Here is a 26,589-nt window from a genome sequence, read left to right on the forward strand (position 1 = left end):
GCGGGACTTCAGCGCAGGGCTATGGCGCCTGCCTGGTCCTTCTCTCCCAAACCACCGCCCAGCGCCTTGTAGATCGCCACTACGCCATGGTAGAGGTCGACCTCGCCCTGGGCCTGGGCGTCCTCAGCGGCCAGCCGTTCTCGCTCGGCGTCGAGCAGTACCAGGTAATCCACGCTGCCTTCCCGGTAACGGATCCGCGCCAGGTCAGCCGCGGTGCGGCTGGCTTCGCTCTGGCGGATCAGTGCCAGCAGCCGCTGCTGGCGCTTGCCATAGTCGCTGAAGGCATTTTCTGACTCTTCCAGGGCGAGCAGCACCTGCTGCTCATAGGTGGCCAAGGCACCCTCGGCATCGGCGTTGGCGCCACGGATCCGCGCCCGCACGCTACCCAGGTCGAAAGCGGCCCAGCTGATAGTCGGCCCCAGGCTCCAGGCCTGTGCCGCGCCCGACCCCAGTTGCGAACCACGCGCGGCCGTAAAGCCAAGGAAGCCACTGAGGCTGACTCGTGGGAACAGGTCCGCCGTGGCCACGCCCACGTTGGCGGTGGAGGCTGCCAGCTGGCGCTCCGCGGCGCGGATATCCGGCCTGCGGCGCAGCAGCTCGGCGGGGTCGCCGATGGGCAGGGCCTTGGCGATTGCTGGCAGTGGTTCTGGCGACAGGTCCACGCTCAGCGCCTCCGGACGTTGGCCGAGGAGGGTGGCGATCCTGTGCCGCGCCCTGACCTGGTCGGCCTGCAGCAAGGGGATGCTGGCTTCCACCCCAGCGAGGCGGGCATCGGCACGCACCACATCGAAGGCATCACCAACCCCCAGGTCACGCAGCTGTACGGTAATTCCCCGGCTGGCGCGCTGGTTTTCCAGATTGTCCCCGGCGATTCGTTCACGCAGCTGAGCGCCCCGCAACTGCCCGTAGGCGTCGACCAACTCAGCGATCATGGTCACTTGAAGAGCCTGTAGCTGCGCCTGGGCCGCTTCCTGCTGCGCATCGCTTGCCTCCAGCTGGCGCTGGATACGGCCAAACAGGTCCACTTCCCAGGCCATGTCCAGGCCCAGGTCATAGCGCTCGATGTTCACCCGATGCTCGGTCTGTCCAGGGACCTGGGCGCGACCGACTTCGCTGCTGGCCCGGCTGGTGACGACGGGAAGGTCATCGTTGGCCACGTCATCGCGAATGGCGCGGGCCGCCTTGACCCGGGCGAAGGCGACTCGCAAGTCGCGGTTGCCGTCCAGCGCCTGCTTCACCAGTTGGTTCAGCGCCGGATCGTCGAATTGCTGCCACCAGAGCGCCTCGAACCGGGAACGGTCATAGCGCGCGGCTCCAGCGTCCTGGGCTTCGGTCAGCGCGGCGGGCGCCGACGAGGGCGGCCGGTACTCCGGGCCGACCACGCAGCCTGCCAGGGCCAGAGTCAGCAGGGCGGGAGCGAAGCGAAGCAGGGCGGTCATGGATGTGCCTCCAGCTGAGCGGAAGAATGGGCCGCCGCGCGAGCAGCCTGACGGCGCTCCACGAAGCTGCGGATCAAATAGAAGAACACGGGCGTGAGCAGCAGCCCGAAGAAGGTCACGCCCAGCATGCCGGAGAACACCGCTACCCCCATGGCATGGCGCATTTCAGCGCCGGCGCCGGTAGAGGTCACCAGCGGCACCACTCCCATGATGAAGGCGAAGGACGTCATCAGGATCGGGCGCAGACGCAGACGGCAAGCCTCGAGTACCGCCGCCAAGGGGTCAAGGCCTTCGAGTTGCTTGTCCTTGGCGAACTCCACGATCAGGATGGCGTTCTTGCACGCCAGGCCGACCAGTACGATCAGGCCGATCTGAGTGAAGATGTTGTTGTCGCTACCCGCGATGATCACACCGGCGATGGCCGAGAGCAGGGTCATGGGCACGATCAGGATCACCGCCAGAGGCAGGCTCCAGCTTTCGTATTGAGCGGCCAGTACCAGGAACGCCAGCAGCACGCACAAGGGGAACACGAACAGCGCCGTGTTGCCAGCCAGGATCTGCTGATAGGTCAGCTCGGTCCACTCGTAGCTCATGCCATTGGGAAGTTCGTCGCGAAGCAGCTTTTCCATGGCTGCCTGGGCCTGGCCAGAGCTGTACCCGGGCGCGGCCGCGCCATTGATCTCGGCGGTCACGAAACCGTTGTAGTGCATCACTCGGTCCGGGCCAGCGCTGTCCTGTACCTTGAGCAAGGTGGCCAGGGGAATCATGTCGCCCCGGTCGTTGCGCACCTTCAGTTGGCCGATCTGTTCGGCGTTGAGGCGGAAGCGCTGGTCAGCCTGCACGTTCACCTGGTACGTCCGGCCGAAGCGGTTGAAGTCGTTGGCGTACAGCGAGCCCAGGTACACCTGGAGGGTGTCGAAGATGTCACTGATGGCCACGCCGTGGGTCTTGGCCTTGTCTCGGTCGATATTGGCGTCGACCTGAGGCACGTTCACGGTATAGCTGGTGAACAGGGACGCCAGTTCGGGCACCTGATGACTCTTGGCAATGACGTTCTGCGTTTCTTTGTAGAGTTCGTCGTAACCCAGGTTGCCTCGGTCCTCGATCTGCACTCGGAAACCGCCGATGGTCCCTAGGCCCTGCACGGGCGGTGGCGGGAAGATCGCCATGTAGGCTTCCTGGATGCCCGCATACTTGCCGTTCAAGGCCGCCGCGATGGCGCTGGCCGATTCGCTTGGGTCCTTGCGTTCATCGAAGTCTTTGAGTGCCACAAAGACAATGCCGCTGTTGGGGCTGTTGGTGAATCCGTTGATCGACAGGCCCGGGAAGGCGATGGCATTGGCCACGCCTGGCTGTTCCATGGCCATCGCGGACATGCGCTTGATCACCTCTTCGGTACGGTCCAGGCTGGCCGCGTCGGGTAGTTGGGCGAAGGCCACCAGATACTGCTTGTCCTGCTGGGGCACGAAGCCGGTAGGCGTGTTGGCGAAGCCGAACCAGGTGAGCACCATGAAGCCTGCATAGAGGAAGAGGGCAATCCCGCTGCCGCGGATGACTCGACGCACGGTGCTGACATAACCATGGCTGGCGCGCTCGAACAAGCGATTGAAGGGGCGGAACAGCCAGCCCCCGAACAGCCGGTCGAGCAGGCGCGAGAACGCGTCCTTGGGCGCGTGATGGCCCTTGAGCAATACCGCCGCGAGCGCTGGCGACAGGGTCAGGGAATTGAAGGCCGAGATCACGGTGGAGATAGCGATGGTCAAGGCAAACTGTTTGTAGAACTGCCCGGTGAGGCCGGAGATGAAGGCCGCGGGCACGAACACGGCGCACAGCACCAGGGCAGTGGCGATGATCGGCCCGGTCACCTCGGTCATGGCTCGCTCAGTGGCGGCCATGGGCTCCAGGCCCAGCTCGATATTGCGCTCTACGTTCTCCACCACCACGATGGCATCGTCTACCACGATGCCAATGGCCAGCACCAGGCCAAACAGCGACAGCGCGTTGAGCGAGAAACCGAACATATGCATCACGGCGAAGGTGCCGATCAAGGATACCGGTACCGCGGCCAGCGGAATGATGGAGGCGCGCCAGGTTTGCAGGAACAGCACCACCACCAGCACGACGAGCACAAGGGCCTCGAACAGGGTATGCACCACGGCCTCGATGGAACCGCGCACGAAAATGGTCGGGTCGTAGACGATGCTGTAGTCCATGCCCTCGGGGAACGCCTGCTTGAGTTCTTCCATGCGGCCGCGCACTTCGTTGGAAATGTCGATGGCATTGGAACCCGGCCGCTGGAAGATCGGAATGGCGACCGCAGGCTGGTTGTTCAACAGCGAACGCAGGGCATACTGGCTGGAACCCAGCTCTACCCGAGCGATGTCGCGCAGGCGGGTGATCTGGCCATCGGCGCCGGCGCGGATGATGATGTTCTGGAACTCTTCTTCGCTCACCAGGCGGCCCTGGGTGTTGATCGACAGCTGGAAGCTGCTGTCGCCGGGGGCGGGCGGGGCGCCCAGCTGGCCGGCGGCGACCTGGCGGTTCTGCTCGCGAATGGCGTTGACCACATCGGTGGCGGTCAGGTTGCGCGAGGCGGTCTTGTTGGGGTCTAGCCAGACGCGCAGGGAATAGTCCCCCATCCCGAACAACTGCACGTCGCCCACGCCGTTCAACCGCGCCAGCTCATCCTTGATGTTGAGCACGGCGTAATTGGACAGGTACAGCATGTCATAGCGCTGGTCCGGGGAGGTCAGGTGCACCACCATGGTCAGGTCGGGGGAGGCCTTGTCCACCGTGATGCCGATGCGGGTCACCTCCTCGGGCAGCTTCGGCTCGGTGCGGGTCACCCGGTTCTGCACCTGCACTTGGGCAGTATCCAGGTTGGTGCCCAGCGCGAACGTGATGGTCAAGGTCAGCTTGCCATCGGCCGTGGCCTGGGAGGACATGTACAACATGTTTTCCACGCCGGTGATGGCCTGTTCCAGGGGCGCGGCCACCGTTTCGCCGATCACCTTGGGGTTGGCGCCAGGGAAGTTGGCGCGCACTACCACCGTGGGCGGCACCACCTCGGGGTATTCGCTGATGGGCAGCTGGAAGAGGGAAATGGCGCCGCCGATGAGGATCATCAGGGACAATACAGCCGCGAAAATCGGCCGTTTGATGAAAAAACCGGAAAATGTCATGGCTCAGGTCCTTCAGCCGCGTGGCGATGAATTGCCGGCCAGCTTGGGCTGGCCTGGCGCGCTTTGAGCACGGCCCGCCTGCTGGCTGGTCGCTTCGAGGGCGTGGCGCTGGCTGGCCAATGCCGCGAGGGTCTGTTCGCTGGCCATGGGCACGGCCTGCGGGTCGACGGTGCTGCCGGGGCGTACCCGTTGCAGGCCGTTGACCACGATCCGGTCGCCCTTGGCCAGCCCGCTGCGCACGATGCGCAGTCCTTCGAGCTTGGGTCCCAGTTCCACCGTGCGGTACGTGGCCTTGTTGTCCTTGTCCATCACCAGCACGAACTTCTTGCCCAGGTCGGTGCCCACGGCCTCGTCCTTGATCAGCACAGCGTCGTAGACGCCACTGCCCACCAGTTTCAATCGTGCGTACAGCCCAGGGGTGTATTCGCCGTTGCGGTTGTCGAACACCGCCCGCCCGCGAATGGTGCCGGTCTGCGGGTTGACCTGGTTGTCGAGGAAGTTGAGCTGGCCCAGGTGGGTGTTGCCGTCTTCGTTGGACAGGCCCATATACACAGGGGCGGCCGTGCCGACGCTACCGCTGCGGGTCAGCTGGCTGTATTTGAGAAAGGCACGCTCGTCCGCGTCAAAATAGGCATATACCTTGTCCGTAGAGACCACCCGGGTCAGCAGGCTGCTGTCGGCGCTGACCAGGTTGCCCGCGGTGATCTCAGCGCGACCCACGCGGCCACTGATCGGCGAGGTGACCCGGGTGAAGCTCAGGTTAAGGCGCGCCAGGTCCAGCTGTGCCTGGATGGCGGCAACGCCGGCCCGTGCCGCCAGCGCGGCGCTGTTGCGCGAGTCGGCCAGCTCGGCGGAGATGGCGTTGGCGCTGCGCAACCGTTCGCCACGGCTGGCTTCGTTCTCACTGTTGGCGGCATTGGCGCGCGCTTGCTGCAGCTGTGCCTCCAGCCGATTGACTTCCGCCTGGAAGGGGCGCGGGTCGATCTGGAACAGCAGGTCACCCTTCTTCACCAGGGCGCCTTCGGTGAACGCCACCTGATCGATCTGTCCGGATACACGGGGCCGTACCAGCACCGTTTCCGGCGCCTCCAGGCGGCCAGTGAACTCGTCCCACTCATTCACCGGCTGCTCCAATACCTGGGCCACGCTGACCTTCGGCGCCTGGGGCGCCAGGGCTGTGTCCGGGGCGCGGCCACAGGCCGCCAGCACCGAAAGCGCCATCAGCGCCAATGGAAAACGCAAAGGTTTGAATGACTGCTCCATAGAACGCCCCGCCCATCTTGATTATGAGGAATGAACGGATTCTGGCCAGACGCGCGACCATCGACGAATCGAATGGTTCGAAGATGACTATCACTCACAGTGATTCCGGGAATCGATTCTTTGGATCGCCGTAGGCGCCTGTCTTTCTCTCATCGAATGCATCTGGCGGCGCCTTGATTGACCTTGGCCCCGGCACTGCGTAGGCTTGCCACTTCGAGGTGCTCCCAGGCTGACTGCCTGCGGGAGTTAAAATGGGAACGCGGTGACAGGCCGCGGCTGCCCCCGCAACTGTGAACGGTAATGCTTGCCATGGCCACTGCGCGCAAGTGCGGGAAGGCGGCAGGCCATCAGCCGCGAATGCTGATGCCGTAAGCCAGGAAACCTGCCTCGTTCAGTCAGTTCCATTCAACCGGGCGGGGTGATCCGGTGCGAAGCCGCAACGGGTATCGCCCGTGCTGTACCGCGCCTGCCCGCCATAGTGCCAGGGGCACCCATGAAAACGCTCAGCAAGCTCCCCGTTACCATCGTCACCGGCTTTCTCGGTTCCGGCAAAACCACCTTGCTCCGGCATATCCTCGACAATGCTGCGGGCCGTCGCATCGCCGTGATCGTTAATGAATTCGGCGAGCTGGGCATCGATGGCGAGTTGCTGCGTCAGTGCAGCATCGGTTGCAGCGCGGAAGAAGCCGTGGGCCGGGTGTTCGAGCTGGCCAATGGTTGCCTGTGCTGCACCGTGCAGGAAGAATTCTTCCCGGTGATGCGCGAGCTGGTGGAGCGTCGGGGCACCCTGGACCACATTCTGATCGAAACCAGCGGGCTGGCCTTGCCCAAGCCGCTGGTGCAGGCCTTCCAGTGGCCCGAGATACGTAATGCCTGCACCGTGGACGCAGTAGTCACGGTGGTGGATGCCCCGGCAGTGGCCGCGGGCACCTTCGCCGCCTACCCGGAGGCAGTGGACGCTCAGCGACGCCAGGACCCGAACCTGGACCACGAGTCGCCGCTGCACGAACTGTTCGAAGATCAACTGGCCAGCGCGGACCTGGTGGTGCTGAACAAGACCGACCTGATCGATCACGCGGGCCTGGAGGGGGTGCGCGCCCAAGTCAGTGCCGAGTTGCCGCCGGCGGTGAAGATCGTCGAAGGCCGCGCCGGCCAGCTTCCCCTGGAGGTGCTGCTCGGGCTTGGCGCTGAGGCCGAGGCTCATATCGACGGCCGTCAGACCCACCATGACCAGCACCATGAGGGCGAGGAGGCAGACCACGACCACGATGCGTTCGATTCCGTCTGGGTCGAGCTTCCCGAAGCGTCCGAGGCTTCGCTGATGGCGGCGCTGCAGGCCGTGGTGCAACGGCATGCCATCCTGCGGGTCAAGGGCTTCGCGGCCATCCCGGGCAAGCCGATGCGTCTGTTGCTGCAAGGCGTCGGTAGCCGCTTCGATCGCCACTTCGACCGCCCATGGCAGGGCAACGAAGCCCGGCTCACCCGGCTGGTGCTTATCGGACAGGATCTCGACGGCGCCACGGTGACCGCCGAACTGACCCGCGCCCTGCAAGGCTAGGCCGAATGCATCTGCTGCGTACCCAACCGGGAGGCTTCGTTCCGGACGACAGCATAGCCGACCTCGGGCAAACCCCGGCTGAGCTGGTGATCCTCTGCAGTGGCGATTCGCATCTGGCCCTGTTGGCCGAAGCCGCCCAGGGCTTGCCCGGGGATTTTCCAAGCCTGCGCCTGGCCAATCCCATGCAGGTGCAGAATCATGCCTCGGTAGATCTCTATGTCGACCAGGTGCTTCGCCATGCCCGGTTGATCGTGCTATCGCTCCATGGGGGCGTAGGCTACTGGCGCTATGGTGTCGAGCAACTGAGCCGCCTGGTGGAGCAGGGTACGCGGGTAATAATGGTCCCCGGGGATGACCGGCCGGATCCAGAGCTCAGTGCGCTTGGCAGCGAGCCCGCAGAGGCCAGCGAGGCCGTCTGGCAGTATTTGCGCCAAGGCGGCATGGCCAACGCATCGGCGCTGTTCGGTTATATCGCCGCGACCTACTTCACTGGCCGCCTGGCCGAACCCTTGCCTTGGGAACCACCGGCCGCCTTGCCGCGGGTAAGCCTCTATCGCCCGGGACACGGCGTAGTCAGCCTTGGCGCCTGGCAAGCGGTATGGACGGCGGGCGCCCCGGTGGTGCCTCTGGTGTTCTATCGCTCGCACCTGCAGGCGGCCAATACCGGCTTCGTCGATGTCTTTTGTGAGCAGCTGGCCAGTGCCGGCTTGAACCCCTTGCCGGTGGCGGTCGCCAGCCTCAAGGAGGCAGACTGCCTGGAGCAACTGCAGGCCTGGATGGACGAGGTCGCGGCCGCGCTGGTGCTCAACACCACCGGCTTCGCCCTGGCGTCCCCGCAGAACCCCCGGCAGCGTCCACTGCGCCGTGATATTCCGGTTATCCAGGCCATCTGTGCCCAGGATAACCAGCCCACGTGGGAGGGAAGCGCCCAGGGGCTAGGTCCTAGGGACCTGGCCATGCACGTGGCGCTACCAGAGTTGGACGGCCGAATCATCAGCCGCCCGATCAGCTTCAAGGACCTGGCCTGGCGTAGCGAGCGTAGCCAGAGCGATGTGGTGTGCTATCGCGCCCATCCTGAGCGCATGGCCTTCGTGGCGCGCCTGGCTGCCAACTGGATCGCCCTGGCGCGCACCCCGGCCGCCGACAAGCGCGTCGCGCTGGTGCTGGCCAATTATCCGACCCGGGACGGACGTATCGGCAATGGTGTGGGCCTGGATACGCCAGCCGCCGCGTTGAACATTCTCCAAGGCATGGCGGTGGCCGGTTACCCGGTGTCCGGGCTTCCGGCCACCGGTACCGCACTGATCCAGGCCTTGCTCGGCAATGTCAGCAATGACCTGGATCAGCTCGACGCCCGGCCTTGCGCCCAGAGCCTCGCCCTCGATGCCTATCGGCTGGCCTTCGATGCCCTGCCCGAGGCGTGCCGGGACGCCGTGACCCAGCGCTGGGGAGCGCCCGAACAAGACCCCATGTACCGAAGCGGACGCATGATGGTCGCCGGGCTGCGCTTCGGCGCTACCTTCGTCGGCATTCAACCGGCCCGGGGTTATCACCTGGACCCCAGTGCGGTCTACCACGACCCGGACCTGGTGCCCCCTCACGGTTACCTGGCCTTCTACTTCTGGCTGCGACAGGCCTACCGCGCCCATGCGGTCATTCATGTCGGCAAGCACGGGAACCTGGAGTGGCTGCCCGGCAAGGGTGTCGGGTTGTCTGCCAGTTGCTGGCCCGACGCGCTGCTCGGGCCCATGCCTCATATCTACCCTTTCATCGTGAACGATCCCGGCGAAGGGGCCCAGGCCAAGCGGCGTACCCAGGCTGTGATCATCGACCATCTGATGCCGCCGCTGACTCGCGCGGAAACCTACGGCCCACTGCGTGACCTCGAGCGGCTCGCCGACGAATACTACGAAGCACAACTGCTGGATCGGCGCCGGGCCCTGGCGTTGCAGGACGAGATACTGGCCCTGGTGCGCGCCACTGCCCTGGACCGAGAACTCGATCTGGAGGAAACGGCGCTCAAGGATGCCGACACCTGGCTGCCGCGGCTGGATACCTACCTCTGCGACCTGAAGGAGTCCCAGATCCGCGACGGCCTGCATGTGTTCGGTGAGTCGCCGGCCGGCCAGCTGCGCCTGGATACCTTGGCGGCATTGCTGCGCGCGCCCCGTGGCAGTGGGGAAGGCGCCGATGCCAGCCTGCCGCGGGCCTTGGCCGCCGCGCTGCAGCTGGGTTTCGACCCTCTCGATTGCAACTTCGGCGCGCCCTGGACCGGGCCGCGTCCCGCAGTCCTTAAGGCAGTGGACGATAGCCCCTGGCGGACCCAGGGCGACACCCGCGAGCGGCTGGAACGGCTCGGCGCCTCCATCATCGGGCAGGCGCTGGACGGCCATTGGGTTTGCCCACCGGAGCCCTGCTGGCGACCGGTTGCGGACCTTGTGCATGCCTTGCTCCATCAGGTGGCGCCAGCACTGGACGCCTGTGGGCCTGCTGAAATGGACCATCTGCTGGCTGCCCTGGGCGGCCGTTTCGTGCCGCCAGGCCCCAGCGGCGCTCCGAGCCGTGGCCGCCTGGACGTGCTGCCTACAGGCCGTAACTTCTATAGTGTGGATGTACGCAACCTGCCCACGCCCACGGCGTGGCGGCTGGGCTTCGCGTCCGCCAACCTGGTGCTGGAGCGGCACCTGCAGGACCACGGCGACCATCTGCGCCACCTGGGGCTTTCAGTCTGGGGCACGGCCACCATGCGCACCGGTGGCGACGATATCGCCCAGGCCATGGCGTTGCTCGGGGTACGCCCCGTCTGGGCAACTGGCAGCCAGCGGGTGGACGATTTCGAAATCCTTCCGCTGAGCCTGCTGGATCGGCCGCGGGTCGATGTGACCCTGCGTGTCTCGGGCTTTTTCCGTGACGCCTTCGGCAACCTGATCAAGCTGTTCGACGCGGCGGTACAAGCGGTTGCCGCCCTGGATGAACCTGAAGACCTCAACCCCCTGGCAGCGCGGGTGCGCAGCGAGCAGGCCAGGCTGGTCGCCAACGGGCTCGAACCTGAACAGGCGCGCCGCCAGGCAGGCTGGCGCATCTTCGGTGCCAAGCCGGGTGCTTATGGCGCCGGGGTGCAAGGCGTGGTCGAGAGCCGGCAGTGGACACAACGCCAGGATCTGGCCGAGGCCTATCTCAATCATTCCGGCTACGCCTACGGCGGGGCCGATGATGGCGCCCCGGCCAGGGCCGAGCTGGCCGACCGTCTCGGCCGCCTGGAAGCGGTATTGCAGAACCAGGACAACCACGAGCATGACCTGCTCGACTCCAATGACTATTACCAGTTTCACGGAGGCATGCTGGCAGCCGTCCACCAGCAGGCCGGCCGCGAGGCAGCCAGTTACCATGGGGATCACAGTCAGGTGGACGCGCCCCGAGTCAGCACGCTAAAGGAAGCCTTGAACCGCGTGGTACGCGCCCGCGCCGTCAATCCCAAGTGGCTCGCCGGCGCCCGCCGCCATGGCTACAAAGGCGCCTTCGAAATGGCCGCTACCCTGGACAATCTCTTTGGCTTCGACGCCACCACCGGGCTGGTGCAAGACCATCAGTATGCGATGCTGGCTGACGCCTACCTGTTGGACGAAGAGAATCGAGCCTTCCTCAAGGCCCACAACCCCCATGCCTTGCGCGACATGGCCGAGCGCCTGCTGGAGGCTCAGCAGCGAGGCCTGTGGCAAGCCCCCGGCGCGTATCGCCAAGTCCTGGAAAACCTATTGATCGACAGTGAAGAAGAGGGCTGAGATGGCGTTCCACTATCCTTTGGCCGCCGTGGTCGGCGCCGAGCGACTGAAGTTGGCGCTGTGCATCGCAGCCATCGATCCCGGCATCGGCGGCGTGCTCATAGAAGGCCCGCGAGGCATGGCCAAGAGCACCTTGGCCCGCGGGTTGGCCGACCTGCTGGAGCAAGCGCCTTTCGTCACGCTGCCCCTGGGGGCGTCGGAGGATCGCGTGGTTGGCTCCTTGAACCTGGACGCGGTACTGGCCCATGGGGAAGTCCGCTTTGCGCCGGGCTTGCTGGCCAAGGCCGATGGTGGCGTGCTCTACGTAGACGAAGTCAATCTATTGCCAGACCCCTTGGTGGACCTGTTGCTGGACGTGGCTGCCAGCGGCGTGAACCGGGTAGAGCGCGACGGCGTCTCGCACGAACATCCCGCCCGTATCGTGCTGATCGGCACCATGAACCCGGAGGAGGGGGAGCTTCGCCCTCAATTGCTCGACCGCTTTGGCCTGAATGTAGCGCTCGATTCGCGACCGGACCCAGCCCAGAGAAGAGAAATCATCACTCGACGCCTGGCTTTCGATGCTGACCCTATGGGCTTCATTGCCCACTGGGCCGAGGCACAGGCCATGCTTGCCCAGCGTTGCCGGCAAGCCCGGAGTGCCCTGGCCGGCATCCCCCTGGACGACATGGCGCTCGAAGCGATCACGCAGGCTTGTTATCGGGCCGGCGTGGACGGCTTGCGAGCCGATCTGGTCTGGCTACGGGCCGCGCGCGCCCATGCCGCCTGGCGAGGAATGCTGGCCATCGAAGCGCATGACATCGAGGCGGTGGCCGAATTCGCCCTGCGCCATCGACGCCATCCGGATACTGGCAGCACCCAGGTACCACCGCCCGCCCAGAAGGGTAGCGAAACCCTGGGCGACTCCGAGAGCGGCGGGGACTGGGGCGCACTGCCGCCTCAGCCGGTGGCCACAGGTCCGCGCCTGGGCCTGGCGGGTTGGCCAAAAAAGTCCTAGGCCCCCCTCTAGGCGAGTCGGGGGCCAAGCGCAGCGCAGTCTTAGGACAAGGCCGGACAGGAAGAGCCAGCGCCAAATGCCACACACGCATTGCCTGGGTACCGACCCTGGCGCAGGGGCGGCCACGGAGCCAGGCCGCCCTGCGCTGGCACAACGGCCCACTCCATCAGCCGCCGGTCTGGCTGGTGGTGGTGGATGCCTCTGCGTCAACGCGTCGCCGTGGCGCGCTGGGGCGGGCCAAGGGTTACCTGGCGACCCTGTTCGAGCAGGCCTACCGGCAGCGCGCCCGTGTCGCCTTGCTCACCGCCAGCGGCACTGGTCCAAGCTGGCAGCGGCAGGGTCTCAAGGCCTCGGCTGCGCTGGGGCACTGGCTCGAACATCTCGGCGCAGGGGGTGGTACACCTTTGCGCGAGTGCATCGATCTGGCACGGGACTGGGTGCGCAAGCAGCGACGCAAGAGCCCTTGGCAACCGCTGCGCTGCCTGATTGTCACCGACGGACGGATCAACGGGCTGGAGAATGTCGCACCGCTGGGTTGCGACACCCAGGTCCTGGATATCGAACTGGGCGAAATTCGTCTGGGCCGCACCCGCCGACTTGCGCAACGGCTTGGTGCGGACTACCTGCATCTGGAACGACTGCCGACTGCGGTTCAGTGACCAGGCCAGGGGCGATCCGAGCCAGGCACCCGTAGAGTCATCGACCCCGGATCAAAGCCCCAGCGCCGGCATGGTCCAAGGCTCCAGGCTATAGCCGTGACGGGAAAGGCCCGCGCGGACTTCTTCCAGCGCGGTGGCCAGCTGGCGGGGATCAGAGTAGGCACTGGCCGACAGATGGGTACGGCACAGGTTCTGGCTGGTGTGATCGTCGATCACCGTGAGGCTCAAGGCGCCGTCGCCGTCAGGCTGGGTCCAGGCGACACAATGGAAAGGTTCGAAAGCGTGGCCGGCGATCAGAAGGGCTTCGTTGACACGCAGCATTGCGTCCATGAGGGTTGCTCTCTCAAATGCACATCAGGGGGTAGCCGCGCCGAAGGCGGCAGTACAGTACTGATGCCCGGACGCGACCGCCGAGTCACAACACGCGCTAGAAAATCTCGACCGTTAGCGCGTCGCGCTCGTTGCGCGTATGACTCGCCGGACGAAGGCGAATTCCCTGAACCCGACCGCCGGGCTGCAGCTATAGGCCAGCTGGGGCGGTGAAATGCCGGGCCAGAGCGGTTCGCGCCTGAGTCAGGCGCTGCTCCCAGCTGCCGTTGAGAACGACGTAGGTCTGCTGATGCGTGTCCAGCCAGGCTCGGCAGGCTTCGAAAAAGGCGCGACGATCGGTCGCATCCGGCTGGCAGCGTTGGCCGTCAGCTACCCACGGCACGCCCTCAGGACTCAGCAAGAGGTGCAAGTCATAGCGTCGACCCAGGAGGGCTGCCTCGACCCAGGCTGGCGGAGGCCCGAACAGTACCTGGCTCCACAGCATATTGCTCAACAGATGGGTATCAAGCCACAGCCACGACGGTTGGCGAGCCCGTGCCGCATCCTCGTCACTCAGTTGGCCTTCGGCGATGAGAGCGATGTCCGCATACACCGGGTCGCGTTGTCGCTCGTCGATGAACCGGCGCACGTACTCCGTGCAGAGCACTCCGCCAAAGCGTTGTTGCAGGGTCCTGGCCAGGACGCTTTTGCCGGCCGATTCCGGGCCGGTGATCACAACCACATTCATGAATACGCCTACTGACTACGCTGGCTCGGGTTCTACCGATGCCGCATCCGCGACCGCTGCTGGAAAGCGCTGATGATACCTTGCGCATTGGCGGATCGTAAGGCGCTCGCTGGCATTGCCTCAACGCTTGGGGCATCATCCCGGCGCGACGGCTTCTGGCGTTGAATAGTCAAGAAAAACTCAGAAACCTTCGCAAAACGTTATCAAAACATGTTTGGTACAACCGTCGCAGAACGGAACCGCTGGGGGGAATGGATGGATATGTGGACGGCCGCGTCGGCCATGGTGCTGGGTATTGTGGAGGGGCTGACGGAATTCCTGCCCATTTCCAGTACCGGGCACCAGATCATAGTGGCGGACTTGCTGGATTTCGGCGGCGAACGGGCCATGGCCTTCAATATCATCATTCAGCTTGGTGCGATCCTTGCGGTGATGTGGGAGTTTCGCGTCAAGATCGTCAACGTCACCGCTGGGCTGGCCAGCCAGCCCGGCGCCAGGCGCTTCACGCTCAACCTGCTCATCGCCTTCCTGCCGGCCGTGGCACTGGGCGTGCTGTTCTCCGATCTGATCCATAGGTACCTGTTCAACCCAGTCACGGTGGCGATAGCGCTGGTCGTCGGGGGCTTGGTCATGCTTTGGGCGGAGAAGCGACAGCATGTAGTGCGGGTCGAGCGGGTGGACGACTTGCACTGGTCCGACGCCCTGAAGATCGGCTGTGCCCAATGTCTGGCCATGATCCCTGGCACGTCCCGCTCTGGCTCCACCATCATCGGCGGCTTGCTCTTTGGCCTGTCGCGCACCGCAGCCACCGAGTTCTCGTTTTTCCTGGCCATGCCGACCATGGTAGGGGCGGCGGTGTACAGCGGCTACAAGTACCGACACCTGTTCCAGCCAGGCGACCTGCCGATCTTCGCCCTGGGCTTCGTCGTATCCTTCCTGTTCGCCACCATCGCGGTCCGCGCATTGCTCGATTTCATTGCCCGTCACAGCTACGCGGTGTTCGCCTGGTATCGCATCGCCTTCGGCTTGCTCATCCTTCTGACCTGGCAGATGAATTGGGTCGATTGGGCCACTGCCCAGGGCTGAGCATCGGCTGAACCCACCTTCAACCTCTAGGTCGAAGCTGTCGATGGCGCCTATTTGGCTGCCGTCGATCGGTGGCCCCGCATGCTGGTCCTTTTCCTGCTTATGCAAGGGTGTTATGCCGGGGCACCGGCCCGCCAGCTGGATGAGGCAAGGGGCGCTGCCTGCTATGGCGCCCACAGGATCGAGGGCATGTAGATGAAGCGTCTGTGCGCATGGATGGGGCTGCTGCTCACGGTAAGCCTGTTTTCGGTGCAGCTGGATGCCGCGCCCCGTACCCAGTGGACGGTGGGAGTGCATCGCCTGACCTTCAAAGACCCGCTCGACGGCGGCCCTATGCGGGCATACGCTTTCTACCCGAGCGCCGAAACTGACATTCAGCCCACCCGCCTGGACGGCTACCAAGTGGCTGCCGGGGCAGATGCGCCAATCGCCATGGGGCGGTTTCCCTTGTTGATGCTGTCCCATGGCAATACAGGCACGCCCTTGGCCCTTCATGACTTGATCACCTCCATCGTCAGCAAAGGTTTCGTGGTCGTGGCGGTGCTGCACCCGGGGGACAACTATCTGGACCAAAGCCGCCTGGGCACCCTGAGCAACCTCTATGGAAGGCCCTTGCAGATTTCAGCCGCGATCACCGCGGCGCTTGACGAGCCTATGCTGTCGCCCTTCCTCAACGCGAGCGAAGTAGGGGTAATCGGCTATTCCGCTGGCGGCGAAACCGCCTTGATTCTATCCGGGGCCCAGCCCGACCTTTCCCGGCTCAAGTTGTACTGCCTGGAACGGCCGCATGACGCCGACGCCTGCAAGCGCCACGGTGAGCTGGTCGCGGACCGCAAGGATCTGGCACCCCAGGCCGACGCCCGGGTTCATGCGCTGCTGCTCATGGCGCCCTTGAGCCTGATGTTCGGCCGGCAGGCCTTGGCCACGGTCAGGGTACCGACCCTTATCTACGCGGGGGACAACGACCAGTTGGTGGCCGTTGACAAGAACGCCGAGGCGCTGGCGCGCAAGCTGCCGTCGAAGGCCCGCTACCACGCGCTGCCCGGGGCGGGCCACTTCGTATTCATGGCCCCCTGCACGGCCGAACAGGAACGTGAGATGCCAGCCCTGTGCAAGGACGCCCAGGGGGTGGATCGCGCAGGCATACATCGGAACCTGATCGACGAAGCCGGGCGTTTCTTTGCTCAGGCCCTTGGCAAGCCTAGTCGGGCTGGCTGGCAGACGGCCGGGCAACCAGAACAGCCTTAGCCGGTCATGGCCAGGTGCATGCCTGAGCTGTTTGCCAATCGTTGGGCTAAAGCGGCCGTTGGGCATCCCGGGACAGCCAGCCGATCAGGCCCAGCCCCACCAGGGAAAGGCCGGCGGCGCAGAGGAAGATGGCAGCGTAGCCAGCATTGGCGGCCAGGGCGCCCATGAGCGGACCGGCGATGGCCAGGGCAATGTCAAAGAACACGGCAAAGGCGCCGAGTCCGGCGCCGCGACTGGTGGCCGGCACCTGCGCGATGGCCAGCACCCCTAAAGCCGGGTACACCAGGGACAGGCCGAAACCTGCCAGGGCGGCGCCGATCAACGCGAAGACCGGGGAGGGCGCCAGCCACAGAAACAGGAAGCCTACGGTCTCGACGCTCAGACAGGCAAAGGCAACGGTGTATCCGCCGTAATGATTGATGGCATTGATGAACAGCAGGCGAGACAGAATGAAGCAGGCACCGAACGCTGTCAGGCAGAAGGCGGCGCCTGCCCAGCCCTGTTCCAGATAGTAAAGCGTGATAAAGGTCGTCAGGGCTCCATATCCAATGGAGGCCAGGCATAGCCCCAAGCCATAAGGCGCCACGCGCCCGAAGGCTGACCAGAACGGGAGGCGCTCGCCCCGCACCACGGGCACGGACTCCCGCTTGCGCAACCGCCAGAGCGCGAACAGGGCCAGTACCAGCAGGGCGCCGCCCAGTGAGTGAAAGCCCAGGTCTTCGGTCATGACCACGCCCAAGGGCGCACCCACGGCTATGGCTCCATATGAGGCGATCCCATTCCAGGAGATGACCTTGGCCGTGTGTTCCGGCCCCACCTGGCCAATACCCCAACTGCTGGTGCCTACCCCGATCATCCCTTGGCCTACGCCCAGCAGCAGGCGTGCCACCAGCAGTATCGCAAGGCTGGGGGAAGGCCATTCATGGCTCAGAGTGGCGATCAGCGTCAGCAGGCCGCTGGCCGCGACTGCATAAAGCCCGTGGGTAATGGTGCGCTTGGTACCCCAGCTATCGGCAAGCCGACCCGCCAAGGGGCGGATGAGCAGCGTGGCGAAATACTGGGCGGCAATCACGACGCCGGCGAGCACTGCGTTGAAGCCCAGCACATCGTGGACGTATCCCGGAATCACCGCGATCGGCAGGCCGATGCAGAAGAACGCAATGAATGTGTAGAAGACGATGGACAGGATCTGCAGGGTGACTCCCCCGGGAGCCGCGGGGGAGGAGGCGGATGGCGAAGTCATGGGGCGCTCGCTGTGGTGGGCTATCCCTATGATCGCCAGCGGGCGAGAAAATTGAAAGCTGCCTAATGATTTCCTCGCCCCATCGCCTCAGATCACGCCTTGGCTACGTAGGTACTCATCGTAAGTGCCACTGAAGTCGACGATGCCCGAAGGGCTCAGCTCGAGAATGCGAGTGGCCAGGGAAGACACGAACTCCCGGTCATGGCTGACGAAAATCAGCGTGCCTGGATAGTTCTCCAGCGCCAGGTTCAATGCCTCGATGGATTCCATGTCCAAGTGGTTGGTAGGCTCGTCCATCACGAGCACATTGGGCTTCTGCAGGATCAACTTGCCAAACAGCATGCGGCCCTGCTCACCCCCCGAGATTACCTTCACCGACTTGCCGATTTCGTCGCTGGAGAACAGCATGCGGCCCAAGGTGCCCCGTACTAGCTGTTCGCCACCTTGTGTCCACTGGCCCATCCAGTCGAACAGGGTCGAGTCCTCCTCGAAATCCGCCGCGTGATCCTGAGCGTAGTAACCCAGCTCGGCGCTGTCGGTCCATTTCACGGTGCCCTGGTCCGGCGTCAGATCGTTCATCAGCAGGCGCAGCAGAGTGGTCTTGCCGATCCCGTTGGGCCCGATGATCGCCACCCGCTCGCCCGCCTCGATCTGGAACCCAAGGCGTTCGAACAGCTGCTTGTCTTCGAACCCCTTGGCAAGGTTCTCCACGGTCACGGCCTGGCGGTGCAGCTTCTTGTTCTGCTCGAAGCGGATGAAGGGGCTCACCCGGCTCGAGGGCTTGACCTCGGCCAGCTGGATCTTGTCGATCTGCTTGGCCCGGGAGGTCGCCTGCTTGGCCTTGGAAGCGTTTGCCGAGAAGCGGCTGACGAAGGTCTGCAGCTCGGCGATCTGGGCCTTTTTCTTGGCGTTGTCTGCCAGCAGTTGCTCGCGCGACTGGGTGGCGGCCGTCATGTACTCATCATAGTTGCCCGGGAACAGGCGCAGCTCGCCGTAGTCCAGGTCGGCCATATGCGTGCACACGCTGTTGAGGAAGTGCCGATCGTGGGAAATGATCACCATGGTGCTGTTACGGGCGGTGAGTATGGTTTCCAGCCAGCGAATGGTATTGATATCCAGGTGGTTGGTAGGTTCGTCCAGCAGCAGCACGTCCGGGTCGGAGAACAATGCCTGGGCCAGCAGCACGCGCAGCTTCCAGCCTGGAGCGACTTCGCTCATGGGACCGAAGTGCTGCTCAAGGGGGATCCCAAGACCAAGCAGAAGCTCGCCGGCACGGGATTCGGCGGTATAGCCGTCCATTTCCGCGAACTCTGTCTCCAGTTCCGCCACTGCCATGCCGTCGGCCTCGGTCATCTCCGGCAAGCCGTAGATGCGGTCACGCTCGGCCTTTACCTTCCACAGCTGCTCATGCCCCATGATCACCGTGTCGATGACGCTGAAGGCTTCATAGGCAAATTGATCCTGGCGCAGCTTGCCCAGTCGGACATTGGGTTCGAGCATGACCTGGCCACCGCTGGGCTCGAGGTCACCACCCAGGATCTTCATGAAGGTCGACTTGCCGCAGCCATTGGCTCCGATCAGGCCGTAGCGGTTGCCGTTGTTGAATTTGACAGAAACGTTTTCGAACAGCGGCTTGGGGCCGAACTGCATGGTGATGTTAGCGGTGGAGATCAAGGGCCTTACCTTCGATGCTTACGGTGGGCGAGTGGGGCAAGTGGCCTGGCGAGGTTCTGGTTTCCGCTGCGCCGGGCCGGGAGAGCGTCATCCAAAGTCGGCTGACAGGCCATGAATGGACCCGCCAAAGGCAAGCAGTGGATGTGAATTTGATTGCAAACAGGACATTGCCGCTATTGTGGCATAAAACGGCCAAGACCTCGAACCCGTCCGCAATGGCTGGCGACTTGGGCAGACTGAAGCTAGACCCGGTTTTACGTCAACGTGGTTGCCGCCGCTCGATGGCGGCGACCGCGGTGCGGATCAGGTGATTGAGTTCGCCAATCTGCCAAGGTTTTTGCAGGAAGCGAATATTGCCTTCGCTTTCTCCCGCCGAGCCCGTGGTGAGGATCACCGGGATCTCGGGCCAACGCTTGCACACCAGCTTGGCGAACTCCCAACCGTCCAGCTCGCCAGGCATCAGGTAATCGGTGACCACCATGCTGACCTCGTCAGGATTGGCCCGCATATAGGCGTAGGCTTCATCACCACTCTGGAAACTCACCACATCCAGATTCAACTGCTCCACGACCTCTTCGGCGATCCAGCGAAGCAGTTCATCATCCTCGGCGATGAGCACCTTCATGCGGGTAGGCTCTGCGGACAACGGTACTTGCGTCACTGCTCTGGCTCCGGCGGGGCTAAGGATGGTTTCGCTGGCACTCTGGGACCGGTCAGGCGGGGAATGCCAGGGGACCTGCAAGCCTAAGACCGTTAATAAACAAAGGGTTCCCTGGCACCTCTGAAATGATGGCTGGCGGCCAGCGTTAATCTTCCAGCGAAACGCTGGTCCCCTGGGCGGGCTCTCCGGAAGAAGAGACGATGCGCCCTGCTCGGACTTCTTCGGCATGATAGCTCAATCGAGCCTCGCACTGGGTAAAGGTCTCGACCATTCGAAGCAAGGCTTCGCGATCCGGAGTCTCCAGGCGATGAGCGATACGCTTGAGTTCCACCGCTGACCACTTCAGGTCTGATGCGATTCCCTCGAGGTCGCGCTTGAGTGCTGCTTCGGGCTTGCCAAGGCTCATGGCGTGCTACGCCTCCATTGCGTCACTGGCAGGTGCTGATAGCGGGGTCTGGCCATGTGGCCATCATCCGCAAGGCGGAAATGTCTGGCAAATTCGGGCGACAATTGGAATAACAACGCATGCCAAGTGCTCGCCACGGTTGTAACCTCAAGAAACCTTGCGCTTGCGCGGAGTGCGCGATTTACCGGATTGGTGGGGTTCAGCGGCCTTGGAAGGCGTCTTGGAAGCCTTGGAAGAGGATGAACCACTTCCTTTGCCGCCGAGGCTTCGCTTGAGCAGTTCGGTAAGGTCGATAACGTCCGCTCCCTGCTTACCGCCTTCGTCCGGCGACTCAACCTCTTCGATCTTGCCCTCCTTGGCTTTGCGCTGTACCAAATCCATGATCTTGGCTTCAAACTGATCCGTATAGTCCTCAGGGCTCCAGGCACCGGTCATGTCTTCCACCAGGCGCTTGGCCATGTCCAGTTCGCCTTTTTTCAGGTCTGGCGTCTTGGCCTCATCACTGAGTTCAAGCGTTTCCAGTCCACGAACTTCCGCGGGCCAGCGCAGCTTGACCAGCACAAGGGCATCGTCCAAAGGCATCAGGGCCGACAGGTACTGACGAGTGTGAAGCACTACCAGCGCCAGCGCCACCTTGTTCGTTTGCCGCAGGGTTTCCCGGAGCAGGGCGTAGACTTTCTCGCCGCGACGGTCGGGTGCAAGGTAGTAGGGCGTATCGATGTTCGGCAGCGGGATCTGCGCGCTGTCCACGAAGGAAAAGATTTCGATGGTCTGCGTAGACACTGGGTGAGCGGTACGGATCTCGTCCTCGCTCAGCACTACGTAGCGGCCCTTCTCGTATTGCACGCCCTTGACGATATTTTCCCGATCCATTTCTTCGCCGGTCACCTTGTTCACGCGCTTGTAGCCGACAGGGTCCATGCTGCGTTTATCCAGCCAATCGAAATCGACGCCCTTAGAGGCGGTGGCTGACACCAGCGCCACTGGGATATGAACCAGGCCGAAGCTGACAGCGCCTTTCCAAATTGCACGGGGCATGGGCTCTGAACCTGCTGATAGGGGAGATATCTGAAAAGACCAGCGTCCAGATCCTGAAGTTCAGACGAAACCGCCGCTGCGCCGCCGCCGTGCACCTTGCAACCCCGACGGGTACATTGCCGTGCATTCTGCATGCTGGCTTTGCGAATCTGGATTAGTTAAAGCGCATAACCCTTTGATTTTTAAGATCCGACGAACGGCTTCGGCGTAGGCATGCAGTCTGCTAATTATAGGAAAGTTCTGTAACGCCGAATCATGAAGAGTCGGTCACCTGTCAGTAGTGGGCCCATGTCGGAGCCCTATCAGGCGAAGGTTCAGGACATACAATACCAATGGAGATGCCCGATGCTGTCCACACTTGAACTGCGCAATATCATCGAAAGCAGCTTTTTGCCGCAGCGGTGCCAATGCTCTCAGGGCCCGAACCACTCGCTGACGGTCAAGGTATTCGGGGGGCACGCCGATCAGACAGACTTCATGGTCAGTGGTATCGATACGCGTCAGCTCAACAGTAGCCGTGCCATATCCAATCTGATCGCTGGGCTGCGCCATGACCTGTCCGCGCAGCGCGCCCAGCGCGGTATGGCGCAGCGTTCGCAGGCCGTCGCCGGCTTCTGATCTCTCTGCAGGTAGAACCCGCGGCCGCTCAGGCGCGGGTTTTTCTATGCGTGAACACCTGATCCAGTTCAGTCTCGGTAGAACACCTGGACCAGGTGGTAGCCGAATCGGCTTTTGATCGGCCCGTGCACTTGCTTGATCGGCTTGCGAAAAATCACTTGATCGATCGCGGCCACCATCTGTCCCGGCCGCACCTCCCCCAGGTCACCGCCACGCTTGGCTGAGGGGCAAGTGGAGTACTTGCGCGCCAGGACGTCGAAAGCCTCGCCTTTGGCCAGGCGTTGGCGCAGGGCTTCAGCTTCTTGCGCCGTGCGCACCAGTATGTGTCTAGCCTGGGCTTTCATGGGTCGATACGTCCGTAACTGCTGCGTGGATTGAAAGGGGGGGCGGGATGTTACTGCCTGCGCGCATTGTCGCCTACCCTTTCAATCACCGATCATCTGGCGAATCTTGCTGGCCAGGGTTTCCAGGGTAAAGGGCTTGCCTAGGATGTCCATGCCTTCTTCCAGGTAAGAGTCCCGATCAGCCGCCTTGTCAATATAGCCGGTCATGAACAGGACCTTCAGGCCGGGCCGCTGGCGCCGCGCGATTTCGGCCAACTGGCGTCCGTTGATGCCAGGCAGGCCTACGTCGGTTACCAGCAGATCGATGCGCAGCGGGGCCTCGAGCAAGGGTACCGCGACCTCGGCATCCGCTGCTGGATAACCTCGATAGCCAAGCTCGTCGAGCACATTGATGATCAGCATGCGTACCGAAGGGTCGTCCTCTACCACCAGCACGCATTCACCCTGTTGGGCCAGCGGAGCTTCGCATTCGGCCTGGGGCAGAACCGCGTCGCCTTCAGGCTCCAGGTAGCGAGGCAGGTAGAGACTCACTTCGGTTCCCGCGCCAGGCTCGCTGTCCAGGGTCACGTGCCCGCCACTCTGCTGGGTGAAACCGTAGATCATTGAAAGCCCCAGCCCGGTGCCCTGACCAGTAGGCTTGGTAGTGAAGAATGGGTCGAAGGCTTTCGCACGGGTCGAGGGCGACATGCCGCTGCCGTTGTCCCGCACGCAAAGCACCGCGTACTGCCCTGGCCGCACTGCTTCCATGGGCGGGTTCGGCTGGGCATGAGGCAGGTCCCTGTTGCAGGTGGTGATCACCAACTGCCCACCGCTCGGCATGGCATCGCGGGCGTTGATCACCAGGTTGAGCAGGGCGCTTTCAAGCTGGTTGGGGTCGGTGTACACCGGCCAGGCATCGGTTGCCAGGTCCAGCTGCAGGTCGATCTGCTCACCGGTGGTGCGTCCCAGCAGATCCTCGAGCGAGGTCACCAGGGCGTTGAGGTCGATACGCTGGCGGTCCAGCGATTGCCGCCTGGAGAATGCCAGCAGGCGATGAGTCAATGCTGCAGCCCGTTGCGCCGAGCCCAAGGCAGCCTCGGCGAAGCGGCCGATTTCGGCGCTGCGTCCCTTGGCGATGTAACGGTTCATCAGGTCCAGGCTGCCCATGATGCCGGTAAGCATGTTGTTGAAGTCGTGGGCGATCCCTCCGGTGAGCTGCCCTACGGCCTCCATCTTCTGGGCATGGCGCAGCAGCTCTTCGGCGCGTTCTCGTTCCTGCGCCTCGGCCAGTAGCCGGCGATTGGCCTCGGCCAAGGCCTGGGTGCGCTCCTGGACGCGTTGCTCCAGGGTTTCGTTGAGTTCTCGCAAGGCCTGCTCGGCCAGCTTGCGCTCGGTGATATCGATGGATGACCCAATGAAACGCACTGGTCGCCCATGGTCATCGCGGAAGCAGCGCCCCCGGGCGAACACCCAGCGCCAGCTTTCATCGCTCTGGCGTAGCCGATACTCCTCGGCGAACTCCCCAGTGCCGTGCATGCAGGCCTTGATTCGTCGAGCCACGTAGGCTCGGTCCTGGGGGTGGACGGCTGTCAGGTAATCGCCAATCGGACGCTGACCGGCCTGGTGAGGATCGATGTTGTGCATGTGGGCGAAGTGCGCATCGGCGATGAAGCGATCCTCGCGCACGTACCAGTCCCAGGTGCCTACGGCATGGGTTGCGTCCAGGGCCAGGCGCAGGCGCTCTTCGGAAGCGGCCTTGGCGCGTTGTTCTTCGGCCAGGCGCAAGGCGAGCGTGCGCTCATCCAGAGGCTCCATCGCCTGGCGCAGCACTGAGAGGAAAAAGCCCAGGAGGCGACCCTGTTCATCCCTCAATGGTCTGAAGCGTCCAGCCAGGTGACGAGACGCCTGGCCGTGCAGCGAGGGATTGAACGCCAGGTCGAAATCCTGCAGGTCGCAAGGCTTGCCCGCTGTCGCCTGTTCGATCACGAACCGGGCTTGCGGCGAGTGCTCCGGGAACCACTTGAGCAAAGCCAGGCCCTGTTGCCGTTTTTCCAGGCCGAACAGGGCCAGAAACTCGGGATTTGCAACGGCATGCTGCCCCGTTTCCCAGCACAAGGCCATCGGCACGGGTGCCTGGTTCACCATCTGAGCAGCCTGATGTAACACCCCGGGCCATGGCAGCGGCGTCTCGCTGCCTGTGCTGGCGCCACTGATGCCGGGCTCGACCGCCGCCGGGTTTATCACTGTCATCCCGTATCCCTTGCTTGCCATTTGAGTTGCTTCACCATGCCCTTAGCAGCCAAGCTATGGAGCGAATCGATGTCACCGTTTCCAACGTAATACTGGCGGATTTCACATGGACCTACCGGCGCTGCTCAAACTTCTAGCTTCACAGGACGGTTCGGACCTGTACCTTTCCACTGGCGCCCCTCCTTGTGCCAAGTTCAATGGCGTGCTGCGCCCCTTGGGCAGCGAAGCCCTGAAACCGGGGGAGGTCGCCCAGATCGCTGCCAGCATCATGGATGCGGAGCAACGGGCCGATTTTGACCGGGAACTGGAAATGAACCTGGCGCTTTCGCTGCCTGGCGTCGGGCGTTTTCGAGTCAACATCTTCAAACAGCGCAACGAAGTATCCCTGGTAGCACGAAACATCAAGCTCGATATCCCTCTGTTCGAAGACCTCAAGCTACCGCCGGTTCTGCTCGACGTAGTGATGCGCAAACATGGCCTGGTACTGTTCATCGGCGCCACCGGGTCCGGCAAGTCAACCTCACTGGCCGCGCTCATCGATCATCGCAATCGCAGCAGCAGCGGCCACATCATTACCATCGAGGATCCGGTGGAGTATATCCATCGTCACAAGAAGTGCATCGTCAACCAGCGAGAAGTTGGAGTAGACACGCGCAGTTTCCGCGCTGCCCTGAAGAATACCCTGCGCCAGGCGCCGGATGTGATCCTCATCGGGGAGATCCGTGACCGCGAAACCATGGAGCATGCCCTGGCCTTCGCCGACACCGGGCACCTGGCCATTTCGACGCTTCACGCCAACAACGCCAACCAGGCCCTGGACCGGATCATCAATTTCTTTCCAGAGGAACGCCGCGCTCAGTTGCTCCAGGACTTGGGCAACAATCTGCAGGCCTTCGTATCTCAGCGCCTGGTCAAGACCGTGGATGGCAAGCGTCGTGCCGCGGTGGAAGTCATGCTGGGCACTGCGACCATTCGCGATCTCATCCACCGCGGCGAATTCGGCGAATTGAAGGGCATCATGGAAAAGTCGGTAAACCTTGGCATGAAAACCTTCGACATGGCGCTGTTCGATCTGGTGATCGAAGGCGCTATCAGTGAAGAGGAAGCCTTGAAAAATGCCGATTCGGTCAACAACCTTCGGCTGCGCCTGAAATTGCAGCGAGACCCGACTCCAGGCCGTACCGGCGTTTCGACGACACCGGGCACGGCAGCGGGTGGTCGGCCGGATTGGGGACTGGTGGATGAAGAGGGCCGGGACTGACACGAGCGCTGGCCCCTTACACCATTTTCAAACGTTGCTTGCGGGTCGGCGGGGGAAAGGCCTGATCGAGACGTGCCAGGTCCTCACTGTCCAGCTCCAGGGTGGCGGCGCGGGCGTTCAGGCGCACGTGCACCGGATCCACCGCCTTGGGTATGGCGATGACCCCCGTACTGCGAATCACCCAGGCCAGGCAGACCTCGGCCGGGGTTACCCTATGACGCACGGCGATTGCCTGCAACGCCGGGTGCTCGAGGAAGCGGCCTCCCTGGGCGATGGGGCAGTAGGCCATGATCGGCATACGGCGCTGCTGCGCCCATGGCAGGAGGTCGTATTCGATTCCTCTGGCCTGCGGGTTATACAGCACTTGCTGGGCGGCACAGTTGCTCAGGTCTGCATCGGCAAGATCGCCCAGGTCGAAGTTCGACAGGCCCCAGGCGCCGATCTTGCCGCTGGCTCGCAGCGTTTCGAAGCCTTCGAGGGTTTCCTCCAGGGGATGACTGCCGGGCCAGTGGAGCAGGTAGAGGTCCAGGCGGTCTACGCCGAGGCGGCGCAGGCTGCGCTCGCAGGCGCTGACCACACCCTGGCGGCTGGCATGCTGAGGGTAGACCTTGCTGACCAGGCAGTAGGGCTCGCTGACGCCGCGCAAGGCCTGGCCCACCAGGGTTTCAGCGCCTCCTTCGGCGTACATCTCGGCGGTGTCGATCAGGCTCAGGCCCATCTCCAGGCCCAGGCGCAGCGCGGCGATTTCCTGCTCTCGGCGTTGGCTGTCCTCGCCCATGCGCCAGGTACCCTGACCGATAAGGGGCACGGTCTTGCCAGCCAGTTGTACGTTTCGCATCAGCTT

Annotated in this window: 21 protein-coding genes and 1 riboswitch; of the genes, 8 read left to right on the forward strand and 13 right to left on the reverse strand. The window is 63.5% G+C overall.

Going from position 1 to position 26,589, the window contains the following annotated elements; all coding sequences use genetic code 11:
* Positions 1-8: 8 nt before the first annotated feature.
* The 3 genes from BN1188_RS18535 to mexE are packed head-to-tail and all read right to left on the reverse strand — an operon-like array spanning position 9 to position 5,884.
* Positions 9-1,439: an efflux transporter outer membrane subunit gene (locus BN1188_RS18535; protein WP_040262975.1), complete on the reverse strand. Its 1,431-nt coding sequence runs from the start codon at positions 1,437-1,439 to the stop codon at positions 9-11.
* Positions 1,436-4,621: an efflux RND transporter permease subunit gene (locus BN1188_RS18540; RefSeq protein WP_040262977.1), complete on the reverse strand. Its 3,186-nt coding sequence runs from the start codon at positions 4,619-4,621 to the stop codon at positions 1,436-1,438. Before BN1188_RS18540 ends, BN1188_RS18535 begins: the two co-directional genes overlap by 4 nt.
* Before the next feature lie 12 nt (positions 4,622-4,633).
* On the reverse strand, positions 4,634-5,884 hold the full coding sequence (mexE, locus tag BN1188_RS18545; RefSeq protein WP_040262978.1) for a multidrug efflux RND transporter periplasmic adaptor subunit MexE: 1,251 nt from the start codon (positions 5,882-5,884) through the stop codon (positions 4,634-4,636).
* Between the two features lie 199 nt (positions 5,885-6,083).
* A riboswitch (cobalamin riboswitch) is annotated at positions 6,084-6,288 on the forward strand.
* A gap of 89 nt (positions 6,289-6,377) precedes the next feature.
* On the opposite strand from mexE, the gene cobW reads away from it, so the two are divergent.
* The 4 genes from cobW to BN1188_RS18565 all read left to right on the forward strand — a co-directional run bounded on the left by cobW (position 6,378) and on the right by BN1188_RS18565 (position 12,880).
* Entirely contained in the window at positions 6,378-7,442 is a 1,065-nt protein-coding gene (gene cobW, locus BN1188_RS18550) for a cobalamin biosynthesis protein CobW (protein WP_040262980.1), read from the forward strand.
* Positions 7,443-7,447: 5 nt separating this feature from the next.
* Positions 7,448-11,224, forward strand: a complete 3,777-nt coding sequence (gene cobN / locus BN1188_RS18555) for a cobaltochelatase subunit CobN (protein WP_040262982.1) — start codon at positions 7,448-7,450, stop codon at positions 11,222-11,224.
* Between the two features lies 1 nt (position 11,225).
* Entirely contained in the window at positions 11,226-12,221 is a 996-nt protein-coding gene (locus BN1188_RS18560; protein ID WP_040262984.1) for a magnesium chelatase ATPase subunit I, read from the forward strand.
* A 191-nt stretch (positions 12,222-12,412) separates the two neighbouring features.
* A complete protein-coding gene (locus tag BN1188_RS18565; protein WP_325062748.1) occupies positions 12,413-12,880 on the forward strand; it encodes a vWA domain-containing protein in 468 nt (155 codons plus the stop codon).
* Between the two features lie 51 nt (positions 12,881-12,931).
* On the opposite strand, the gene BN1188_RS18570 is transcribed toward BN1188_RS18565, so the two are convergent.
* Together BN1188_RS18570 and BN1188_RS18575 are read right to left on the reverse strand one after the other, a co-directional pair.
* Complete coding sequence (locus tag BN1188_RS18570) at positions 12,932-13,210, reverse strand: hypothetical protein (RefSeq protein WP_040262986.1); 279 nt, start codon at positions 13,208-13,210, stop codon at positions 12,932-12,934.
* A gap of 190 nt (positions 13,211-13,400) precedes the next feature.
* A complete protein-coding gene (locus BN1188_RS18575; protein WP_040262988.1) occupies positions 13,401-13,937 on the reverse strand; it encodes an AAA family ATPase in 537 nt (178 codons plus the stop codon).
* A gap of 255 nt (positions 13,938-14,192) precedes the next feature.
* Here BN1188_RS18575 and BN1188_RS18580 point away from each other — a divergent pair, with 255 nt between their 5' ends.
* Positions 14,193-15,023: an undecaprenyl-diphosphate phosphatase gene (locus BN1188_RS18580; RefSeq protein ID WP_040262990.1), complete on the forward strand. Its 831-nt coding sequence runs from the start codon at positions 14,193-14,195 to the stop codon at positions 15,021-15,023.
* Between the two features lie 195 nt (positions 15,024-15,218).
* Positions 15,219-16,271, forward strand: a complete 1,053-nt coding sequence (locus BN1188_RS18585; protein ID WP_040262992.1) for an alpha/beta hydrolase family protein — start codon at positions 15,219-15,221, stop codon at positions 16,269-16,271.
* Between the two features lie 46 nt (positions 16,272-16,317).
* Here the strand turns inward: BN1188_RS18585 and BN1188_RS18590 are convergent, their stop codons facing one another.
* From BN1188_RS18590 to ku, 5 genes are all read right to left on the reverse strand, one after another.
* On the reverse strand, positions 16,318-17,514 hold the full coding sequence (locus tag BN1188_RS18590; protein ID WP_040262994.1) for an MFS transporter: 1,197 nt from the start codon (positions 17,512-17,514) through the stop codon (positions 16,318-16,320).
* Positions 17,515-17,601: 87 nt separating this feature from the next.
* Positions 17,602-19,188 (reverse strand): ABC-F family ATPase, encoded by a 1,587-nt coding sequence (locus BN1188_RS18595; RefSeq protein ID WP_040262996.1) that lies wholly within the window; start codon positions 19,186-19,188, stop codon positions 17,602-17,604.
* Positions 19,189-19,447: 259 nt separating this feature from the next.
* On the reverse strand, positions 19,448-19,849 hold the full coding sequence (locus BN1188_RS21650) for a response regulator (RefSeq protein WP_157395824.1): 402 nt from the start codon (positions 19,847-19,849) through the stop codon (positions 19,448-19,450).
* Between the two features lie 145 nt (positions 19,850-19,994).
* Positions 19,995-20,255, reverse strand: a complete 261-nt coding sequence (locus BN1188_RS18605) for a hypothetical protein (RefSeq protein WP_052469366.1) — start codon at positions 20,253-20,255, stop codon at positions 19,995-19,997.
* Between the two features lie 147 nt (positions 20,256-20,402).
* Positions 20,403-21,293 carry a non-homologous end joining protein Ku gene (gene ku / locus BN1188_RS18610; RefSeq protein WP_040263000.1) on the reverse strand — a complete coding sequence of 297 codons (891 nt, stop codon included), beginning with the start codon at positions 21,291-21,293 and terminating at the stop codon, positions 20,403-20,405.
* Positions 21,294-21,638: 345 nt separating this feature from the next.
* Between ku and BN1188_RS18615 the strand changes: the two genes are divergently transcribed.
* Positions 21,639-21,911 (forward strand): DUF1652 domain-containing protein, encoded by a 273-nt coding sequence (locus tag BN1188_RS18615; protein WP_040263002.1) that lies wholly within the window; start codon positions 21,639-21,641, stop codon positions 21,909-21,911.
* 68 nt (positions 21,912-21,979) lie between these two features.
* Here the strand turns inward: BN1188_RS18615 and BN1188_RS18620 are convergent, their stop codons facing one another.
* Both BN1188_RS18620 and BN1188_RS18625 read right to left on the reverse strand, forming a co-directional pair.
* Positions 21,980-22,255: a peptidylprolyl isomerase gene (locus BN1188_RS18620; protein ID WP_040263003.1), complete on the reverse strand. Its 276-nt coding sequence runs from the start codon at positions 22,253-22,255 to the stop codon at positions 21,980-21,982.
* A gap of 81 nt (positions 22,256-22,336) precedes the next feature.
* Entirely contained in the window at positions 22,337-24,484 is a 2,148-nt protein-coding gene (locus BN1188_RS18625; protein ID WP_052469367.1) for a hybrid sensor histidine kinase/response regulator, read from the reverse strand.
* Positions 24,485-24,590: 106 nt separating this feature from the next.
* Here BN1188_RS18625 and BN1188_RS18630 point away from each other — a divergent pair, with 106 nt between their 5' ends.
* The gene (locus tag BN1188_RS18630) at positions 24,591-25,745 is read left to right on the forward strand and encodes a PilT/PilU family type 4a pilus ATPase (RefSeq protein WP_040263005.1); all 1,155 of its coding nucleotides are present in this window, start codon (positions 24,591-24,593) and stop codon (positions 25,743-25,745) included.
* A gap of 16 nt (positions 25,746-25,761) precedes the next feature.
* On the opposite strand, the gene BN1188_RS18635 is transcribed toward BN1188_RS18630, so the two are convergent.
* Entirely contained in the window at positions 25,762-26,583 is an 822-nt protein-coding gene (locus tag BN1188_RS18635) for an aldo/keto reductase (RefSeq protein ID WP_040263007.1), read from the reverse strand.
* Positions 26,584-26,589 lie beyond the last annotated feature (6 nt).

The sequence above is a fragment of the Pseudomonas massiliensis genome (assembly GCF_000826105.1).
Lineage (GTDB): Bacteria > Pseudomonadota > Gammaproteobacteria > Pseudomonadales > Pseudomonadaceae > Aquipseudomonas > Aquipseudomonas massiliensis.